The organism is Pseudomonas sp. I3-I5 (genome assembly GCF_022699445.1).
In the GTDB taxonomy this organism is placed as follows: Bacteria; Pseudomonadota; Gammaproteobacteria; order Pseudomonadales; family Pseudomonadaceae; genus Aquipseudomonas; species Aquipseudomonas fulva.
On record NZ_CP093940.1, the window covers coordinates 3,629,345 to 3,647,906 of the forward strand.

16 protein-coding genes are annotated in these 18,562 nt (G+C 63.4%); 5 read left to right on the forward strand and 11 right to left on the reverse strand.

What is annotated here, in order from left to right; translation table 11 throughout:
- Nucleotides 1-3: 3 nt before the first annotated feature.
- Nucleotides 4-771, reverse strand: a complete 768-nt coding sequence (locus MOP87_RS16185; RefSeq protein WP_242809808.1) for a sulfite exporter TauE/SafE family protein — start codon at nucleotides 769-771, stop codon at nucleotides 4-6.
- 100 nt (nucleotides 772-871) lie between these two features.
- On the opposite strand from MOP87_RS16185, the gene MOP87_RS16190 reads away from it, so the two are divergent.
- The 4 genes from MOP87_RS16190 (at nucleotide 872) to leuA (ending at nucleotide 6,146) form a co-directional block, all read left to right on the forward strand.
- The gene (locus tag MOP87_RS16190) at nucleotides 872-1,780 is read left to right on the forward strand and encodes a LysR substrate-binding domain-containing protein (protein WP_049695560.1); all 909 of its coding nucleotides are present in this window, start codon (nucleotides 872-874) and stop codon (nucleotides 1,778-1,780) included.
- A 75-nt stretch (nucleotides 1,781-1,855) separates the two neighbouring features.
- On the forward strand, nucleotides 1,856-3,235 hold the full coding sequence (gene xseA, locus MOP87_RS16195) for an exodeoxyribonuclease VII large subunit (protein WP_023533297.1): 1,380 nt from the start codon (nucleotides 1,856-1,858) through the stop codon (nucleotides 3,233-3,235).
- A 3-nt stretch (nucleotides 3,236-3,238) separates the two neighbouring features.
- Nucleotides 3,239-4,066 carry a M23 family metallopeptidase gene (locus MOP87_RS16200; protein WP_027913793.1) on the forward strand — a complete coding sequence of 276 codons (828 nt, stop codon included), beginning with the start codon at nucleotides 3,239-3,241 and terminating at the stop codon, nucleotides 4,064-4,066.
- Between the two features lie 406 nt (nucleotides 4,067-4,472).
- Nucleotides 4,473-6,146, forward strand: coding sequence for a 2-isopropylmalate synthase (leuA, locus tag MOP87_RS16205; RefSeq protein ID WP_023533308.1), 1,674 nt, complete (start codon nucleotides 4,473-4,475; stop codon nucleotides 6,144-6,146).
- 195 nt (nucleotides 6,147-6,341) lie between these two features.
- Here leuA and MOP87_RS16210 read toward each other — a convergent pair whose 3' ends face one another.
- From MOP87_RS16210 to zwf, 3 genes are read right to left on the reverse strand one after another with little or no spacing between them, the layout of a single operon-like run.
- A complete protein-coding gene (locus MOP87_RS16210; RefSeq protein ID WP_023533406.1) occupies nucleotides 6,342-7,022 on the reverse strand; it encodes a bifunctional 4-hydroxy-2-oxoglutarate aldolase/2-dehydro-3-deoxy-phosphogluconate aldolase in 681 nt (226 codons plus the stop codon).
- 17 nt (nucleotides 7,023-7,039) lie between these two features.
- Nucleotides 7,040-7,780: a 6-phosphogluconolactonase gene (gene pgl, locus MOP87_RS16215; RefSeq protein ID WP_242809809.1), complete on the reverse strand. Its 741-nt coding sequence runs from the start codon at nucleotides 7,778-7,780 to the stop codon at nucleotides 7,040-7,042.
- On the reverse strand, nucleotides 7,752-9,221 hold the full coding sequence (zwf, locus tag MOP87_RS16220) for a glucose-6-phosphate dehydrogenase (RefSeq protein WP_027913791.1): 1,470 nt from the start codon (nucleotides 9,219-9,221) through the stop codon (nucleotides 7,752-7,754). The genes pgl and zwf overlap by 29 nt, the downstream gene beginning before the upstream one ends.
- 211 nt (nucleotides 9,222-9,432) lie before the next feature.
- Between zwf and hexR the strand changes: the two genes are divergently transcribed.
- Nucleotides 9,433-10,296 carry a DNA-binding transcriptional regulator HexR gene (gene hexR, locus MOP87_RS16225; protein WP_173645906.1) on the forward strand — a complete coding sequence of 288 codons (864 nt, stop codon included), beginning with the start codon at nucleotides 9,433-9,435 and terminating at the stop codon, nucleotides 10,294-10,296.
- On the opposite strand, the gene MOP87_RS16230 is transcribed toward hexR, so the two are convergent.
- From MOP87_RS16230 to MOP87_RS16260, 7 genes are all read right to left on the reverse strand, one after another.
- Nucleotides 10,289-11,143 (reverse strand): D-hexose-6-phosphate mutarotase, encoded by an 855-nt coding sequence (locus tag MOP87_RS16230; protein WP_242809810.1) that lies wholly within the window; start codon nucleotides 11,141-11,143, stop codon nucleotides 10,289-10,291. The genes hexR and MOP87_RS16230 overlap by 8 nt on opposite strands.
- Before the next feature lie 116 nt (nucleotides 11,144-11,259).
- Nucleotides 11,260-12,552 (reverse strand): carbohydrate porin, encoded by a 1,293-nt coding sequence (locus MOP87_RS16235; protein WP_225806717.1) that lies wholly within the window; start codon nucleotides 12,550-12,552, stop codon nucleotides 11,260-11,262.
- A 100-nt stretch (nucleotides 12,553-12,652) separates the two neighbouring features.
- Nucleotides 12,653-13,807 carry a sn-glycerol-3-phosphate ABC transporter ATP-binding protein UgpC gene (gene ugpC / locus MOP87_RS16240; protein ID WP_059183669.1) on the reverse strand — a complete coding sequence of 385 codons (1,155 nt, stop codon included), beginning with the start codon at nucleotides 13,805-13,807 and terminating at the stop codon, nucleotides 12,653-12,655.
- Nucleotides 13,808-13,810: 3 nt separating this feature from the next.
- Nucleotides 13,811-14,656, reverse strand: coding sequence for a carbohydrate ABC transporter permease (locus tag MOP87_RS16245; RefSeq protein WP_023533435.1), 846 nt, complete (start codon nucleotides 14,654-14,656; stop codon nucleotides 13,811-13,813).
- Nucleotides 14,649-15,557, reverse strand: coding sequence for a sugar ABC transporter permease (locus MOP87_RS16250; RefSeq protein ID WP_023533407.1), 909 nt, complete (start codon nucleotides 15,555-15,557; stop codon nucleotides 14,649-14,651). The genes MOP87_RS16245 and MOP87_RS16250 overlap by 8 nt, the downstream gene beginning before the upstream one ends.
- Before the next feature lie 230 nt (nucleotides 15,558-15,787).
- Nucleotides 15,788-17,074 carry an ABC transporter substrate-binding protein gene (locus MOP87_RS16255; RefSeq protein WP_027913787.1) on the reverse strand — a complete coding sequence of 429 codons (1,287 nt, stop codon included), beginning with the start codon at nucleotides 17,072-17,074 and terminating at the stop codon, nucleotides 15,788-15,790.
- 103 nt (nucleotides 17,075-17,177) lie between these two features.
- A complete protein-coding gene (locus MOP87_RS16260; protein ID WP_242810552.1) occupies nucleotides 17,178-18,428 on the reverse strand; it encodes an AGE family epimerase/isomerase in 1,251 nt (416 codons plus the stop codon).
- Nucleotides 18,429-18,562 lie beyond the last annotated feature (134 nt).

The following is an 18,562-nucleotide window of genomic DNA, read 5'->3' on the forward strand; positions in this document are numbered from 1 at the left end:
TGCTCAAGCGCTCACATAGCGAGCGATGAGCGCCAGGCCGCTGGCCAGCACCAACCAGGTGACCAGCCGCACGAAGACCTCGCGTGACAGCCTGTGCGTGAGCCTGCGCCCAGCCCACAAGCCGATGACCATCACCGGCAACAGGCAGGCCGCCATCAGCAGCAGTTGTCGATCGGCGTAGACACCGGCGACCAGGAACAGCGTCAGGCGCACCAGGGTGCTGCAACTGATCAACGCGCTCTGGGTGGCGCGCACCTGCGCCTTGTCGGGCAGGCGAGCGCTCAGGTAAAGGGCGTAGAGAAAGCCGCCACTGCCGAACAAGGCCCCGAACAGCCCGCCCACGGTGCCCATTGGTGCCGCCCACCACCCGGCAAGCGAGGCCGGGCGTACCTTCAGCGCCAGGCTGTAGAGCGCGTAGGCGGTGATGAACAGCCCCATCAGCAGCATCAGCAGGTCCGATTTGAGCTGCAGCAGGAACACAACGCCCAGGGTGCATCCCAGCGCCATGAACGGCAGCAGGCGCAGCAATTCGCCCTGTACTACATCGCGCCGCGAGGGCAACAGGTTGCCGAACGCCGCCACGAAATCGAGCAACACCAGCAAAGGAATGATCTGCGACAGCGGCATGAAATGGATCAGCACCGGGCCTGCCACCAACGCCGTGCCGAAGCCGGCGATGCCGAACACCACATAGGCCGCCGCGATACCCAGCACGATGGGTAGCCAGTCAAGCCCCGAGAACGGTAGTGCTATGGCGAAGTCAGCAAGCATCGGCGCGTTGTCCTTGAAGGTTCAGCGCACCATAACCAAACCCGTGTCATGCCGGCTAATATGCAATCTCGCCTTGATCCATCTCGAAATGGCATCGCTCATGATCTCGACCCGTCAGTTACGTTACTTCGTGGAAATTGCCGAATGTGGCAGCTTTAGTGCTGCGGCCGAACGGCTGTATGTCGCCCAGTCCGCCCTCAGCCGCCAGGTGCGCGAGCTTGAACTGCAGCTGGACACGGCGTTGTTCGAACGCACGGCCAGGTTGCCTCGCCTGACCGATGCGGGCCGGGCGTTCCTGCCGCGTGCGCGCAACCTGCTGCTGGACCTGGACAAGGCTGGCGAGCTGGCCCGAGCCGTTGGCCAGGGCCTGCGCGGCAGCCTGAACATCAGCCACTCCAGCACGGTGCCGCTGACCGGTCGGTTGCTTGAGCACTTGGGTGAGTACTTGCGGACCAACCCAGGCGTGAGCATGGAGATCGCCCAGCTGTCCTCCGAAGGGCAGCTTGCAGCCCTGGCCGAAGGTCGCCTGGACATCGGGCTGCTGAGACTGCCAGTGCTGCGTCAGCACGATGGGTTGTGCGTCGAGCCGCTGTTCGAAGAGCCCCTGCTGCTGGCGCTTGCCCCTACCCATGAGCTGGCAGCGCGCGATTGCATCGCCTTGGCGGAGCTTTCGAGCCAGCCGTTCATCTCCATTCCCCACCACCAACGCGGTGGCCTGAGCTATCTGTCTGCCGAGCTGTGCATGGCGGCGGGGTTCTTTCCCCAGCCTGCGCGGGTGGTGTCGCGCAAGACCACGCAGTTGCAGCTGATCCAGGCGGGGTTCGGGGTGGCTTTGCTGCCACGCTGCATGCAGGACATCGCCCCTCCTGCGCTGCGGTTCATCCCGCTGACGGACCCCGGCTGCGTCAGCACCGTCGCCATCGCTCACCGTCGCGATGCCGGGCCGCTGGTTAGCCAGTTCATCGAGCACATGACCTGCGCAGCTTCGGCAATCGGTACGCCAGGGTAGGCACCCGCGATCCAGGTCAGTTCCTGATCGACCGGGCACGACACCCGGCCCCCTCATCCTTTATAGTGCCTTCCCATGATCAAAGACCCTTTCGAACGCCTCGGCCTTGACCGTGATGTGCTCACCGTCAGCCAACTCAATGGCCGCGCCCGGGTGCTGCTGGAAGACGTTTTCCGCAGCGTGTGGGTGGAGGGCGAGATTTCCAACCTGGCCCGGCCGGCCTCCGGTCACATGTACTTCACCCTCAAGGACAGCGGTGCCCAGGTGCGCTGCGCCCTCTTCCGGCAGAGCGCCACGCGGGTGCGCCAGGCACTGCGTGATGGCCTGGCGGTACGGGTGCGCGGCAAGGTGTCCCTGTTCGAAGGCCGTGGCGACTATCAGCTGATCCTCGATACGGTGGAGCCTGCTGGCGATGGTGCGCTGCGCCTGGCTTTCGAGGCGCTCAAGGAAAAGCTTGGCGCCGAGGGCTTGTTCAGCACCGACAGCAAGCGCGCGCTGCCTGCGCATCCCCAGCGTATCGGCATCATCACCTCCCCCACCGGGGCCGTGATCCGCGACATCATCAGTGTGTTCGCCCGTCGCGCGCCCCAGGTGGAGTTGAACCTCATCCCCACCGCCGTGCAGGGCCGCGAAGCCATCGCCCAGATCGTGCGCGCCATTCGCCTGGCCGACAGCCGCGGTTTCGACGCATTGATCCTGGCCCGCGGCGGCGGTTCGCTGGAGGACCTGTGGTGCTTCAACGAGGAAGCCGTGGCGCGCGCCGTGGCCGCGTGCAAGACGCCGATCGTGAGCGCCGTGGGCCATGAAACCGACGTGTCGATCAGCGACTTCGTGGCCGACGTGCGTGCCCCTACCCCGTCTGCTGCGGCCGAGCTGCTTGCCCCCGACAGCAGCGGGTTGCAGCATCGCCTGGACGGCCTGCAACGGCGCCTGACCCTGCGCATGCAGAACCGGTTGGTGCATGATCGCCTGCGCCTGGAGTCGCTGATTCGCCGCTTGCGCCATCCGGGCGAACGCCTGCGTCAGCAGGCTCAGCGCCTTGATGACCTGGACATGCGCCTGCGCCGTGCCTTCCTGCACAACCTCAATCAGCGCCGCGAGCGCCTGGTGCGCCTGGAGACGCGCCTGGCTGCGCAACATCCCGGGCGCACCCTGGCCCTGCTGGGCCAGCGCCTGGACAGCCTGGCCGAGCGACTGCCACGGGCCATGCGCGACGTGCTCAAGGACCGGCGCCAGCGCTTCCAGGCCCAGCTACAGACCCTGCAGATCGTCAGCCCCCTGGCGACGCTGGCGCGCGGCTACAGCATTCTGCTCGACGAACAAGGCCAGGCCATCCGCAGCGCCGAACAGACGCGCAACGGCCAGCGCCTCACCGCACGCCTCAACGAAGGCGAGCTGCAGGTGCGGGTCGAAGATAACCACCTGACTCCGGTCACGCTCTCACTTCTGGATTGACCCATGCCCCGCTTGCTCGCGTCACTGCTCGCCCTCGCCTTCACCGTCCTGAGCGCCACAGCCCAGGCCAGCTACATCACCCGCACGCTGAACAAGCCGGTGCCCGGCGGCGTTGCAGTGGTCGACCTGGGGCCGGCAGCCAGTGCCCCCAGCGCACGCTTCGATGGCAAGCCGGTGCTGGTGGTCAAGGAACAGGACAACTGGTTGGCCATCGTCGGTATCCCCCTGACCCAGAAGCCTGGGCAGGCGGTGGTGCAGCAAGGCAGCCGAAGCCTGCCCTTCACCGTGGGCCACAAGCAGTACCCCGAACAGCGCATCACCTTGAAGAACACCCGCCAGGTCAACCCCAATCCGGCCGACCTCAAGCGCATCGATCGCGAACTGGCCGAGCAGATCAAGGCCTACCGCAGCTTCAGCCCGGCATTGCCAAGCAACCTGATCCTCGACAAGCCGGTCAATGGGCCGCTGTCGAGCAAGTTCGGCGTGCGCCGGTTCTTCAATGGTGAAGAGCGCAACCCCCATGCGGGCCTGGATTTCGCTGTACCAGCGGGTACGCCGATCAAGACGCCAGCCAATGGCAAGGTGATTCTGGTAGGCGATTATTTTTTCAATGGCCGCACGGTGTTCGTGGACCACGGGCAGGGCTTCATCAGCATGTTCTGCCATATGTCCAGGATCGACGTGCAGAACGGGCAGCAGCTGCGTCGTGGCGATGTGGTCGGGCGCGTTGGCTCAACGGGGCGCGCGACCGGGCCGCACATGCACTGGAACGTCAGCCTGAACGATGCGCGTGTTGACCCGGCGATCTTCATCGGTGCCTTTCAGCCCTGAGGCCGGGCTGACTCTGCGTCGATAGACCCTTGAGCCGCCCGACGAAACGGGCGGCGGTTGCCGGGCCAACGCAGATCTGAAGCCCTTCTGAACGGTTGACACACCATTGCGCCAAAGAAAAATACTGCGCAACAGATGCAAAGCATTCAAATGCTAGCCACAAGAAAATCTCGCAATAGCGCTTTTTTTGAGCATTTCTCTCAATTTTTTTTCAACGCTTGCCAACCCTCAGCCCACTGGTTAGGGTTGAGGCCATGAAAACCTTCAGCACCCTCATCTTGCTCCGACAACATCGCAGCCTCTGCCTGGTCAGCGCTCGACTACCAGGCTGAATCGCGTCGCCTCGCCCCCACCTCGTTACTGCTCGGCAGGCCCGATCTCGGCCGCACATAAAAGGATTGCTTCCATGACCATGCTCAAAGACCCTTCGAAGAAATACCGCGCCTTCCCCACCATCGACCTGCCCGACCGCACCTGGCCGTCCAAGACCATCACCGAGGCGCCCATCTGGTGCAGCTCGGACCTGCGGGACGGTAACCAGTCGCTGATCGAGCCGATGGATGCGGAGAAGAAGCTGCGGTTCTGGAAGACCTTGGTGCAAGTGGGCGTGAAGGAAATTGAAGCCTCCTTCCCTTCGGCCTCGCAAACCGACTTCGACTTCGTCCGCACCTTGATCGAAGACGGTCATATTCCAGAGGACACCACCATCCAGGTGCTGACCCAGGCGCGTGAAGACCTGATTGCCCGTACCTTCGAGTCCCTGCGCGGCGCCAAGAAGGCCATCGTTCACCTGTACAACGCCACCTGCCCGGCTTTCCGCCGCATCGTCTTCAACCAGGACAAGCAGGGCGTGAAGGACATCGCGGTAAACGCAGCCAAGCTGTTCGTCAAATACGCCGCACAGCAGCCGGACACGCACTGGACATTCCAGTACTCGCCCGAAACCTTCAGCGCTACCGAGATGGAATTTGCCAAGGAAGTGTGCGATGCGGTCATCGAGGTGTGGAACCCCACGCCCGAGCACAAGATCATCCTCAACCTGCCGGCTACCGTCGAAGTCGCCACGCCCAACGTGTACGCCGACCAGATCGAATGGTTCTGCCGCCACATCAACCGCCGTGACAGCGTGATCATCAGCCTGCACTGCCACAACGACCGGGGAACCGGCATCGCCGCGACCGAGCTGGGCCTGATGGCCGGCGCCGACCGTGCCGAGGGCTGCCTGTTCGGCAATGGTGAGCGTACCGGCAACGTCGACCTGGTGACGCTGGCCTTGAACCTGTACACCCAGGGCATCGATCCGGGCCTGGATTTCTCCGATATCGACGGTGTGCGCAAGGTCGTCGAAGAATGCAACCAGCTGCCGGTACACCCGCGCCACCCGTACGTAGGCGACCTGGTGCACACAGCCTTCTCCGGCTCGCACCAGGATGCCATTCGCAAGGGCCTGGCCAAGCAGCAGGAAGGCGAGTTGTGGGAAGTTCCGTACCTGCCGATCGACCCGGCCGATATCGGCCGTAGCTACGAGGCCGTGATTCGCGTCAACAGCCAGTCCGGCAAAGGCGGCATCACCTACCTGCTCGAGCAGGAATACGGCATCAGCCTGCCGCGCCGCATGCAAATCGAGTTCAGCCAGGTTGTGCAGGGCGAAACCGACCGCCTGGGCCTGGAAATGACGGCGCAGCAGATCTACAGCTTGCTGCACAAGGAATACTTGCAAGCCAATGCGCCATACGCGCTGGTCAGCCATCGCCTGCAGGAAGAAAACGGCCACAGTGCCGTGGAAGTGGAAGTCGCTGGCGAAGGCGAGACCACGCTGCACTGGCGCGGCAAGGGCAATGGCGCCCTGGAAGCCCTGGTTGCCGGCCTGCCGGTTGCCGTCGAAATCATGGACTACAACGAACATGCCATCGGCGCCGGCACCAACGCCAAGGCAGCGGCCTACATCGAGTTGCGTGTAGCCGGCGGGCGTCCTGTGCACGGTGTGGGTATCGATGAAAACATCACCACAGCCAGCTTCAAGGCCCTGTTCAGCGCGCTGAACCGCTCGCTGAGCCAGCAAGAGGCCAAGGCGGCCTGAGTGCTGTCAGGGAGAAAGCGGCTCTTTAGCCGATGTTGTTGACTCGGGATTGTTGGGGCCGCTTTGCGGCCCCAACGTTCTAAAGGCACACTTACCTCTACCGTCTACGCGCTCACCACCCGCAAGCGGCAAACGGCAGGCAAAAAAATGGGCGCCGACCAAGCGCCCAAAAAGCCGTAAAGTACACAACGAAATTCAGTGACCGTCCACCAGCGCCATGGCCTCGGCACTGCAGGCCTCGATGCGAGCCCAGTCGCCATTCTTGATCCAGCTGCTGTCGAGCATCCAGGTGCCGCCTACACACATCACATTGGCCAAGGCCATGTAATTGCGCACGTTGGCCGGGTTGACGCCGCCGGTGGGGCAGAAACGGATATCGCCAAACGGGCCGGCAAAGGCTTTGATCGCCGCCACGCCACCGCTGATTTCGGCGGGGAACAGCTTGAAACGGCGGTAGCCCAGCGCGTAGCCCATCATGATTTCGGACGGGGTGCTGATACCCGGCAGCAATGGGATTTCGCTCTCCACACCTGCTTGAAGCACATCCTGGGTAATACCGGGCGTGACGACGAACTGGGCGCCAGCGGCCTCGACGGCTGCAAACATGGCGCGATCGAGCACCGTCCCGGCGCCTACACACAGTTCGGGGCGCTGCTCACGCAGCACTTCGATGGCCTTCAGGCCATGCTGTGAACGCAGGGTCACTTCCAGCGTGCGGATACCGCCGGCTGCCAGGGCATCGGCCAGTGGCAGGATGTCCTGTTCGCGGGCGATGGTGATCACCGGCAGGATGCGCGCCGCTTCGCAGATGGCGTCGACCCGCGCGGCCTTGTCGGCCATCGAGAGCTTGGGCTGTGGACGTTCGAGGGTGATCATTGCTGTGGATCCTTGGCTCATGGGCACCAGTAGATGTCCAGGGGTGCGTGAAGAAAAGCGCGAATGGGCATTTCGGCGAGGTCGCCATCCGCCAGCGCGGCGCGCAGGGTAGCGAGTTTGCCTTGCCCTTGCACGGACAATGCGGTGAACCCTGCCGTGGCCAGCAGCGATCGGGTCATGGAAAGACGCTGATGGGGAACGGTTGGCGCCATTAGCGGTAGGCAACGGCGGGGATTGTTTGGATCAAGGCCCTCGGCCAAGTTGGGACTGGCTGGGAACAGCGAGGCCGTATGGCCATCGTCACCCATACCCAGTACCAGCACGTCGATGGGCGGCAGATCGGCCAGGGCGCGATCGGCCTGCTCTGCAGCTTCTTCCAGCGAAGGCGCTTGCTGGTACAAGCCAATGAAGCGCGCTTGGGCGGCCTGCCCTGTGAGCAGATGCCGGGCCAACAGGCCGGCATTGCTGTCGGCGTGCTCCACCGGCACCCAGCGCTCATCGGCAAGGCTGACCGTCACCTTGCTCCAGTCCAGGTGCTGCCTGGCCAGTTGCTCGAGAAAAGGCACCGGGCTGCGTCCACCAGACAGCACGACGCAGGCCTGGCCGTTAGCGTCGATGGCTGCACGCAGGCGCTCACTCACATCCTTGGCCAATGTATCAGCCAGGGTGCTTGCGTCGGGCAGTTGATGCACCTTGGTGCTCGTCGGAAACTGCAAGTCGGACAATGTTTCAGATGTCGCCATACCAGGCCCTCCCATCGCGGGTGATCAAAGCAATCGAGCTCATTGGCCCCCAGCTGCCCGCAGCATAGGGCTTGGGGGCGTCGCCTGTGTTGCGCCAGCCGGCAATCAGCTGGTCACACCACTTCCAGGCGTACTCGATTTCGTCCTTGCGCACGAACAGGTTCTGGTTGCCCCGCATCACTTCAAGCAGCAAGCGTTCATAGGCGTCCGGAATCCGCGCGCTACGCCAGGCGTCGGAAAAATTCAGTTGCAGCGGGCCACTGCGCAGTTGCATACCCTTGTCCAGCCCTTGCTCCTTGGTCATCACGCGCAGGGAGATACCTTCGTCCGGCTGCAGGCGAATGATCAACTTGTTGCCCACCTGCAAACGCTGTTCCGGGGCAAAGATGTAGTGCGGCGTTTCCTTGAAGTGGATGACGATCTGCGACAGCTTTTGCGGCATGCGCTTTCCGGTGCGCAGGTAGAACGGCACGCCCGACCAGCGCCAGTTGCGAATGTCGGCGCGCAGAGCGACGAAGGTCTCGGTGTCGCTCTGGCTGTTGGCGTTGTCTTCTTCAAGGTAACCCGGCACCGGCTTGCCATCGCTGTAGCCGGCAATGTACTGCCCGCGCACCACCCGCGTGCTCAACCCGTCTCCGGTGATTGGCGCCAGCGCCTTGAGCACCTTGACCTTCTCATCGCGAATGGCGTCGGCCGACAGCTCGCTCGGCGGGTCCATGGCAATCAGGCACAGCAACTGCAACAGGTGGTTCTGGATCATGTCGCGCAACTGCCCGGCCTTGTCGAAGTAGCCCCAGCGACCCTCGATCCCCACCTTCTCCGCCACCGTGATTTCCACGTGGGAGATGGAGTTCTGGTTCCATTGGGTTTCGAACAGGCTGTTGGCGAAGCGCAAGGCGATCAGGTTCTGTACCGTCTCCTTGCCCAGGTAGTGGTCGATGCGATAAACGCGGCTTTCGGGAAAGAACCGCGCCACGGCATCATTGACCCGGCGTGAGGACTCAAGGTCGTGACCGATCGGCTTCTCCAGTACCACACGGGTGCGCTCGCTCAGGCCCGCCTTGTCCAGGTTTTCGCTGATGGCACCATACACAACGGCGGCCGTGGCGAAGTAGGCGATCAGGGGATGCCCGTCAGGCACTTGCGCGGCCAGGGCCTGATAGCCTTCTGGCTGCAGAAAATCCAGGTGCTGGTAATCGAGCCTTGCCAGGAAGCGCTCGAGCGCCGGAGCCTCGATGTCGGCCTCGGGCACATGTTTGCGCAAGTGGGCTTCGATGCTGTTCAGGTGATCCTGGGCGCTGCCCGCCTCCCGCGCCAGCGCCAGCAGGCGCGTCTGGGCGTGCAATAGCCCGGCGCGGTCGAGCTGGTACAGCGCAGGGAAGAGCTTGCGCAGGGCCAGGTCGCCCAGGGCGCCAAACAGGGCAAATGTGCAAGGTTCGACACTGATTGCAGCCATGATGTTGGTTCTTTCCTAAAGTTGATTTAGAAATACCGTTTTCAGTTAGGGTTTTCAAGAAAAAATGTAGTAAAAACCATAACATTATTCGGATGTATGACAGACGAGTGGTGCGCAATCGGCGCCGCCAGTACGATAGACGACCCTGCAAACAGGCCTGCTGCTCCCTCAGCTGGCTGTCTTCCCGACCCAAGGACACCCCATGGACCGCGTGAGAAACCTCCTGGAACAGATCCAGGGACGCCTCGACGAGCTGAACAAGGCCGAACGCAAAGTCGCCGAAGTCATCCTGCTCAACCCGCAACAAGCCACACGCTTCAGCATCGCGGCGCTGGCCCAGGCGGCCAAGGTCAGCGAACCGACCGTCAACCGCTTCTGCCGCTCATTCGGTGTCAGCGGTTACCCGGAGCTGAAACTGCAACTGGCGCAAAGCCTGGCCAGCGGCGCTGCCTACGTCAGCCGTGCGGTGGAGGCCGATGACGATCCGGCGGCCTATACCCAGAAAATCTTCGCCAGCGCCATCGCTTCGCTCGACAGTGCCTGCCAGCAGCTGGATCCCCAGCAGGTCAGCCGCGCAGTCGACATGATGATCCAGGCTCGGCAGATTCACTTCTTCGGCCTGGGCGCCTCCGCGCCGGTGGCGCTGGATGCCCAGCACAAGTTCTTCCGCTTCAACCTGGCAGTGTCGGCGCATGCCGACGTACTGATGCAACGCATGCTGGCCTCGGTGACCCATACTGGCGACCTGTTCGTGATCATTTCCTACACTGGGCGTACTCGCGAGCTGGTGGAAGTAGCCCGTCTGGCCAGGGAAAACGGCGCCTCGGTGCTGGGCCTGACAGCGGCCGGGTCGCCGCTGGCCAACGCCTGCAGCCTTAGCCTTCACATCCCCCTGCCCGAAGACACCGACATCTATATGCCGATGACCTCGCGCATCATCCAGTTGACCGTACTCGATGTGCTGGCCACCGGCATGACCTTGCGCCGGGGCGTGGATTTCCAGCCACACCTGCGCAAAATCAAGGAAAGCCTCAACGCCAGTCGCTACCCCATCGAGGACGACGAACTCAGCTGAGCCGGTGCGCCTGCAGACTCAAGTGCGCGCGCTGCCCCGGTGCCAGGCTCAGGCCGTCGTCGCTGCCGCTGGCAGCCTCCACACACACGAAACGCTGGCACTCGCGCCCGGTAACCCCCAATAGCGGCCGGCTGCCGGGGTGCCATACGACCGTGTCGTCGCTGTCGCCGGTGTCGATGCACAGCTGGCGCTGCCAGGCCGGGTCATGCAGTTGCACGCGCGGAATGCCCGGATAGACCCGCTGGCAGCCGCCCTTGGGCTTGAGCGCCCCGTCGTGGCGGCATGCCTGACGGTTGAGGTGGTCGTACCCCTCGATGTCCTCGAGCCCGGACAGCGCTACCTCCGACACGTCACTGATACGCCAGTAGGCCAGCAAGGCATGACTCAACTGGCACGGCTCGCTGTCCTGATGCTCGGTGCTCAGGCTCAACTCCATGCGGCTGCCCAGCCGCGCCTCCAGGTCGACCTGCCAGTCGCACAGTTCCAGGCGCCACTTGAGGACCACGCCCTGCTCATCCTCATGACTGTCCATCAGCTTCCAGTCCAGCAGGCGGGCCCAACCGTGGGCAGGCCACAGGTCTTCACTGGGATGGCGCCCGTACCAGGGCCAGCAGACCGGCACCCCGCCGCGAATGGCGCCCACCTGTGGCCACTGTTCTGCGCACCACAGCCAGGGCCGTTCACCTGTGGGCTGGAAATGCAGCAACTGTGCCCCCTGGCGACTGAAAGCCGCCTGGCACAGGGGGTGATCGATGATCAGCACATCGCGCTGCTGGTAGCGCTCCCATTCGAACGTCGGCCGGGGCCGCCGCGCGGCGAAGAAGCGATGGAGCGGATGCTCAGGCATGGTGCAGGGCTCTTGTTGTTTGAGGTAGCGCTGTCTTGGCCTGTCCACGGCAACCACTGCAGGTCAGTGGTTGCCGGGCGCCAAACGGGATTGGCGTAAATTTACAACAAATGCACTTAGAAAGACGACTGAATCTTCAGGCCTGCCACCAGCGCATTGTCCACTTCATCCACGCCGCCGGGGCTCTTGATGTACTGAAGGTTCGGCCGCACGGTCAGCCAGTTGGTGACGTGGAAGCCGTAGTACAGCTCGGCGTTGTACTCGGTACGTTGCAGCGGGACGAAGCCTGGGTTGTCGTAGTCGTTGATGCCGCTCATGTCGTTGAGCTGGCGCGCACGCTTGCGCACATCGTCATTGACGTGGATGCGGGCGATACCGAAACCGATGTCATCCTTGGGCCGGGCGTCGAAGGCGCCTTTGTAGACCATGCCCACCTGCTGGTAGTTGTCGACCACGTTGGTGGCCTTGTCGTGCACCGTGAAGTTGGCGAACAGGCTCAGCCCGCGGTTGACGTCGCCCGCCTGGGCCGTCACCTGCTGTTGCGCCACCACCCACCAGCCGTGCTTGCTAGAGTGCGACTTGAAGCCCGAACCACTGAGCCCTTGGGCGTTGCCGTTGACGTCTTTGTACACATCTTCGGCATCGGCGGTGCTGTAGTAATAGCCCAGGCGGTATTCGCCGGGCAGGCCGTTGAGCTTCGGCGTCCAGACCATTTCCACCGGCAAAATCGCGCCCTTGGTGCCGCTGCCGCTCAGCTTGAAGCCATTGCCGGTTTCCAGGTTGGACGGGTTCTGCTCGTAGGCACCGACTTGTACATAGAACTCGGGGGTGACGTTGTACTTGACGCGCGTCGCCCATTGGCTGACGGGCCAGTTGTACCAGATGCCGCCCACCCAGTTACCCACTTGCGAGCCGCAGAACGCCAGGTTCTGGAAGTCGCAAGGGAAACTGTTGAAGTCCTCGCCCGGCCCGAAGCGGCCGAATTTCACGTCCAGCGCGCCGTCGAAGTACTTCTGTTTGAACCACATCTGGGTCAAGCGCCAGGTCTGGCCGCGTCCCCACACTTCCTGCACCGAGCTGAACTGCCCGGCGCGTGGGTCGCTGATGCGGTCGTTGGACAGGTTGCGACCGCTTCGCTCGGTGATGGCCAGTTTGAATTCGGCATCGTGCCAGCCGAAGATCTTCTGCAGGTCCAAGTGCGCACCCAAGGCGAACTGGTCGCTGTAGCGGGCGGTCTTGTCGTTGTTGTAGCCACCGTGGAGGTTGCTGGCCACTTCGCCAACGTAATCGACGGTGAAGTCGTAGCCTTTTTCCAGCAGCTCGGTGCGGGTGCCGCCCCAATCACCGGTCATCCATTTCGACTCGCTGGAGAAAGCTTCGGCAGCCTGCAGGCCAGTACTGACGGCCATCGCCAGCGGCGCAAGCAACGCCAGTGAGCCCCAGGTGGTAATACGATTGCGCTGTTCCATTGCGTTGCGTCCTCTTTTTCTTATTGATGGTGTAGACGATTCAACGGCCACCGAGGGCAGCCATGTTGTCCTTGACGGTATTGGCGATACGGTTTGCCTGCAGGCGCTCGCCGCTCTGGGCGTCGAACAGCAGCACCCGCGCCGGGTCGAACTGCAGGGCCAGGGTGTCGCCTACCTGGCAGGCCACGTCGGGGGCCAGTCGGCAGCACACCTTGGTCTGGTTGAGTGTCACGAACACCAGCATGTCCGGGCCGGTGGGCTCGGTGACCTGTACCTGGGCGCGAATGCTTGGCCCGCCGTTGCCACCCTCGGCGCCCAGGGCAATCTGCTCGGGACGAATGCCCAGGACGATTTCGCGCCCTTCCAGGCCCAGGTCGGCGCCGGGCAGGGGCAGCTCGCAGCGTGCCTGGCCACTGTCGAGTACCGCATGCAGCTGACCGCCTTGTGCAACCAGCCGCGCCGGCACGAAGTTCATGGGCGGCGAGCCAATGAAGCTTGCGACGAACTGGTTGGCCGGGTCGTTGTAGATCTGCTGAGGCGTGCCGAACTGCTGGATGATGCCGTCCTTCATGACAGCTACCTTGTCACCCAGGGTCATGGCCTCGATCTGATCATGGGTGACGTAGACGGTGGTGGTTTTCAGGCGCTGGTGCATCAGTTTCATTTCAGTGCGCATCTCGACCCGTAATTTGGCATCGAGGTTGGACAACGGTTCATCGAACAGGTAGATCTTCGGCCGGCGCGCCAGCGCCCTGCCCATGGCCACGCGCTGCTGCTGACCGCCAGACAGTTGCGCCGGCTTGCGCGCCAGCAGGTGCTCGATCTGCAGCAGCTTGGCCACCCGCGCCACCTCCTCGTCGATGGCGGCTTGGGGCATCTTGCGGATCTTCAGGCCAAATTCGATGTTCTCGCGCACGGTCATGGTCGGGTACAGCGCATAGGACTGGAACACCATGGCGATGTCACGGTCCTTGGGGCTCATGCCGCTGACGTCCTGCTGGTCGATCAGGATGGCGCCACCGGTGATCTGCTCAAGCCCGGCGATGCAGTTCATCAAGGTCGACTTGCCGCAGCCCGAAGGGCCGACCAGGATCAGGAACTCACCGTCCTTGATCGACAGCTGGATGTCCTTGAGGGTATCCGGCAGCCCGGCACCGTAGGTTTTGTTCACGTTGCGAAGTTCGAGCGTTGCCATGACTTACCCCTTAACCGCGCCGGCCGTGAGCCCGCGCACGAAATATTTGCCTGCCACCACGTACACCAGCAGGGTCGGCAGGCCGGCGATCATCGCGGCGGCCATGTCGACGTTGTACTCCTTGGCCCCGGTGCTGGTATTGACCAGGTTGTTCAAGGCCACCGTGATGGGTTGCGAGTCGCCACTGGAGAACACCACGCCGAACAGGAAGTCGTTCCAGATCTGGGTGAACTGCCAGATCAGGCAGACCATGATGATCGGCGTGGACATGGGCAGGATGATGCGCCTGAAGATGGTGAAGAACCCTGCCCCGTCCAGCCGTGCGGCCTTGACCAGTGCATCGGGGATGCTGACGTAGAAGTTGCGAAAGAACAGCGTGGTGAAGGCCAGGCCATAGACCACATGTACCAGCACCAGGCCGGTGGTGGTACTGGCCAACCCGAGCTTGCCCAGGGTGAACGAGGCCGGCAGCAGCACCGTCTGGAACGGCAGGAAGCAGCCGAACAACAGCAGGCCGAAGAACAGCTGCGAGCCACGAAAGCGCCACATCGACAGCACATAGCCATTGAGCGCACCAATGGTGGTGGAAATCAGCACCGCGGGCACGGTGATCAAAATCGAGTTCCAGAAATAGCCGCTGACCGTGCCCCAGGCCTTGACCCAGCCAATGGCCGTGATCGCTGTCGGCCAGCTGAGCAGGTTGCCGGTACTGATGTCCTCGGGGGTTTTGAAACTGGTCAGCAGCATCACCACCAGTGGCACCAGGTACAGCACCACGGCGATCAGCAGCACGGCATGGATGGCGAGCCGGCTGGGGCTGAGCGCGGGTTTGTCGACAGGGCTATGCATGGCGTTTGCTCCGCAACTCTGAATACAGGTAAGGCACCAGGATGGCCAGGATCGCCCCCAGCATGAGGATGGCACTGGCCGAGCCCATGCCCATCTGCCCGCGGCTGAAGGTGAAGGCATACATGAACATCGCCGGCAGGTCAGACGAATAGCCGGGCCCGCCTGCCGTCATCGCAGCAACCAGGTCGAAGCTCTTGATGGCGATGTGCGAGAGGATCATCACCGAGCTGAAGAACACCGGGCGCAAGCTGGGCAGCACCACGCGCCAATAGATGCGCGGCAGGCTGGCACCGTCGATCTGGGCGGCGCGGATGATCGAGGGATCGACGCCCCGCAGGCCGGCGAGGAACATCGCCATGATGAAACCCGAGGCCTGCCACACGGCCGCGATCACCAGGCAGTACACCACCCGGTCCGGGTCCAGCAGCCAGTCCAGGCGAAAGCCCTCCCAGCCCCAGTCGCGCAGCAGCTTGTCCAGCCCCATGCCAGGGTTGAGCAACCACTTCCAGGCCGTGCCGGTAACGATCATCGACAGGGCCATGGGATACAGGTAAATGGTGCGGATGAACCCCTCGCGGCGAATGCGCTGGTCCAGCAGCACCGCCAGCAGCACGCCAATCGCCAGGCTGATGGTAATGAACAGCCCGCCGAACACCAGCAGGTTCTTGCTCGCCACCCACCAGCGGTCGTTGTCGAACAAACGCACGTACTGCGCCAGCCCTGCCCACTTGTAGGTAGGCAGGAACGTGGACGTGGTGAAGGACAGCACAAAGGTCCAGAGGATGTAGCCGTAGAAGCCCACCAGCACGATGAACATGCTCGGCGCCAGCACCAGCTTGGGCAGCCAGCGCTGTAGCGCATCCATGGGAGAAGCCCGCAGGCGGGCGGTGGTAGTGGTCATGGTTCACCTCGAAGGCGCTGCTGCGCAGGGCGCGCGGCAGCGACTGTCTTGCTCAGGTTTGAAGGTCGCCTTGGGCGCTACGTGGCACCGGGGTGCGAGGCCGGTGGCCGCGCGAGACTGACGCAGCCACAGGTCGATGGGCCACGCAGCCTGCTTGTCACGCCGGGCCACGATGGCGCAGCGACCCGTCAGGCATCCCCGACACCGGGCCGCATTGGCCAGCCCGTGGGCTACTTGGCCGCTCGGATGGCGGCTGCCAGCTTCTTGGCCGCGTCTGCCGGGTCGGCCTTGGGGTCGTTGATGTAGTTGGTCACCACATCGAAGAAGGCGCCCTGCACGGCCAGCGTCGTGGCCATGTTGTGCGCCATGCTCGGCTGCAGGCCGCCGGTCTTGGCGTCGGCGAGGAAGTCCTTGGCCGAGGTCTGGGCGCAGGCATCGAACCCATACTTGCCCATGTCGGCAAGCATGTCGTTGCGCACCGGGATCGAGCCTTTGTTGGTGCTGAACACCTTCTGGAACTCCTCACCCAGCACCTTGCGGGCGATGTCCTGCTGGCCGGCAGCTGTGCCCTCATCGTTCTGCTTGAACACCACCAGCGAATCGATGTTGTACAGGAAGGCCTTCTCGGTGCCGGGGAACGGCACGCACTGGTAGTCCTTGCCGGCGGTTTTCTTGGCCAAGGTCCACTCGCTCTTGGCCCAGTCGCCCATGATCTGCATACCGGCCTTGCCGTTGATGACCTTGGCAGCTTCCAGGTTCCAGTCCTGGCCTTTGCCATCGGGGTCCATGTACGTGGCGACCCGCTTGAGCTCGGTCAGGGCCTTGATCATGTCGGGCCCGGTCAGGGCATCGTTGTCCAGGTCGACCATGGCTTTCTTGTAGCCGTCGACACCCATCACCGACAGCACGACGCTTTCGAAGACGGTGCTGTCCTGCCACGGCTGGCCACCGTGGGCGAGCGGGATGATGCCTGCCGCCTTGAGCTTGTCGGCAGCGGCATAGAACTCATCGAGGGTGGCGGGCGCCTTGTCGATCCCGGCCTTCTTGAAGGCTTCAGGGTTGATCCACAGCCAGTTGGTGCGATGGATGTTGACCGGAACGGCTACATAGTCGCCGTCGTATTTCACGGTGTCGGCGACTTTCTTGTCCAGCAGTGCATCCCACTTTTCCTGCTTGGCCACATCCTTGAGCACGTCGCTGTCGAGCAGGCCGGTTGCAGCCCAATCCTGGATGTCGGGGCCCTTGATCTGCGCGACGCCTGGCGGATTGCCAGCCACCGCTCGGCTTTTGAGCACGGTCATGGCAGTAGCGCCGCCGCCGCCGGCCACGGCGCCGTCCTTCCAGGTGAAACCGTCTTTCTCGACCTGGGCCTTGAGCACATCGACGGCCGCTTTTTCACCACCCGATGTCCACCAGTGCACCACTTCGACGGTGCCCTTGGCATCGGCAGCGTGCGCAGTCAGGGGGAACAGGGATGCCAGGGAGATCGCGGCAGCGAGACGAAGGTAGGAAGTCATTTCTACACCTTATTGTTGTTATGCCGTGCAAGTCGTGCGCTTGCGTTGCATGGAGTCTAAACAGCGTGCGCGCACCGCCAGGTAACGAAGCGATGCGCGAATGTCATCGTTTGGTTACATTCAGGGCCAACCCGCTCGCCAGGCTTCGTGCCAGCGGCAGGCCGGGTAGCAATAGGGCCTGGTAGGCATGGTACAGGTCGGGCTTACCGGGCCATATCGTGCCGGCAGGACGGTTGTCGGCATCGAGTTCGTGGTGCCAACTGCCGCCTTCAAGATCGATGAAATGCTCGGTGATGAAGTCCCAGCAGCGCCGATACCACTGCTCGAAGCGCGCCTGCCCCGTGCGCTGCAACAGGGCTGCTGCGCATGCGCAGGCTTCGGCGTGAACCCAATGCAGCCGGGCGCGTACCCGTGGCTGATCATCCCAGCCGAGGGTGTAGACGAAGCCAGGCTGGCCATCGACGCTCCACGCCTGTGCGCAGGCGGCGTCGAACAGGGCGCGGGCACTGTCGACCAGCCATGGCGGGGGCTGGTGCCCGCAGCGGGCCAGGCTGGCCTCCAGATGAAGCAGAAGCCGCGCCCACTCGAAGGCATGCCCAGGCGTCGTGCCGTAGGGTCGGAAGTGGTCGGCCGGGTGTGCTTGGTTGTAGTCCTTGAGCGGCCGCCAGAAGACGTCGAAGTGTTCCACCACTCGGTAGCCGTTGGCAGCCGCGTGGGCATGGATGATGCGCTCGGCAATGCGCAAGGCGCGGTGCAACCACACTGGGTTGCCGGTGACATCGGCCAGGGCCAGGAACGCCTCGGTCGCGTGCATGTTGCTGTTGGCGCCGCGGTAGGGCTCGGGCATCTGCCAGGCGCGGGCGTAGGCTTCGCGAAGCGCACCTTCCTCCTCGCTCCAGAAATGCCGCTCGATGATGTCGATGGCGTCGCTCAGCAAGGCCTCAGCGTCATCGACGCCCGCCACCACGGCGGAGCTGGCGGCCAGGGCGACGAACGCATGCAGGTACGCATCCTTGCCACTGTCCTGACGGCCGCCCGCCTGGGCAAACCAGCCGCCGTAGCGCGCATCCTTCAGGGGGCCGCGCAGGGCACTCACACCGTGGGCAGCCAGCCCTAGGTGGCCCGGCAGGCCTTGAAGGTGAGCCAGGGCGAAACAGTGGGTCATGCGGGCAGTGGTCAGGGTCTGGGCGCTTGCATCAAGGTCAAGCCTGCCTGCCGCATCCAGGTCACCAAACCCTTCTGCGAGCCGTGCAGCCCTGGCGAAGGCCAGCAACCGCTGCCCCTCGGCCAGCCGCCATGCGGTGTGCCCCGGAGCTTGGAGCCAGGACACCTGTGAAGAAAGATCATTGTTCATCGCCAGCGAGGTCCTTGCCAGTCGTGTGCCGATTCTAGCCAGCCAGGCCACGTGGGGTGTCACGAACGCGGGCATGATTGTCACGTGCCCGTGACATTTGGCCCTCTGCGCGCAGGTGCACGTTCAACGCGTAC

Coding starts and splice junctions, on each gene's coding strand:
- MOP87_RS16185 (WP_242809808.1), bottom strand. CDS start 771: ATGCTTGCTGACTTCGCCATAGCACTACCGTTCTCGGGGCTTGACTGG.
- MOP87_RS16190 (WP_049695560.1), top strand. CDS start 872: ATGATCTCGACCCGTCAGTTACGTTACTTCGTGGAAATTGCCGAATGT.
- xseA (WP_023533297.1), top strand. CDS start 1,856: ATGATCAAAGACCCTTTCGAACGCCTCGGCCTTGACCGTGATGTGCTC.
- MOP87_RS16200 (WP_027913793.1), top strand. CDS start 3,239: ATGCCCCGCTTGCTCGCGTCACTGCTCGCCCTCGCCTTCACCGTCCTG.
- leuA (WP_023533308.1), top strand. CDS start 4,473: ATGACCATGCTCAAAGACCCTTCGAAGAAATACCGCGCCTTCCCCACC.
- MOP87_RS16210 (WP_023533406.1), bottom strand. CDS start 7,022: ATGATCACCCTCGAACGTCCACAGCCCAAGCTCTCGATGGCCGACAAG.
- pgl (WP_242809809.1), bottom strand. CDS start 7,780: ATGGGAGGGCCTGGTATGGCGACATCTGAAACATTGTCCGACTTGCAG.
- zwf (WP_027913791.1), bottom strand. CDS start 9,221: ATGGCTGCAATCAGTGTCGAACCTTGCACATTTGCCCTGTTTGGCGCC.
- MOP87_RS16230 (WP_242809810.1), bottom strand. CDS start 11,143: ATGCCTGAGCATCCGCTCCATCGCTTCTTCGCCGCGCGGCGGCCCCGG.
- MOP87_RS16235 (WP_225806717.1), bottom strand. CDS start 12,552: ATGGCCGTCAGTACTGGCCTGCAGGCTGCCGAAGCTTTCTCCAGCGAG.
- ugpC (WP_059183669.1), bottom strand. CDS start 13,807: ATGGCAACGCTCGAACTTCGCAACGTGAACAAAACCTACGGTGCCGGG.
- MOP87_RS16245 (WP_023533435.1), bottom strand. CDS start 14,656: ATGCATAGCCCTGTCGACAAACCCGCGCTCAGCCCCAGCCGGCTCGCC.
- MOP87_RS16250 (WP_023533407.1), bottom strand. CDS start 15,557: ATGACCACTACCACCGCCCGCCTGCGGGCTTCTCCCATGGATGCGCTA.
- MOP87_RS16255 (WP_027913787.1), bottom strand. CDS start 17,074: ATGACTTCCTACCTTCGTCTCGCTGCCGCGATCTCCCTGGCATCCCTG.
- MOP87_RS16260 (WP_242810552.1), bottom strand. CDS start 18,428: ATGAACAATGATCTTTCTTCACAGGTGTCCTGGCTCCAAGCTCCGGGG.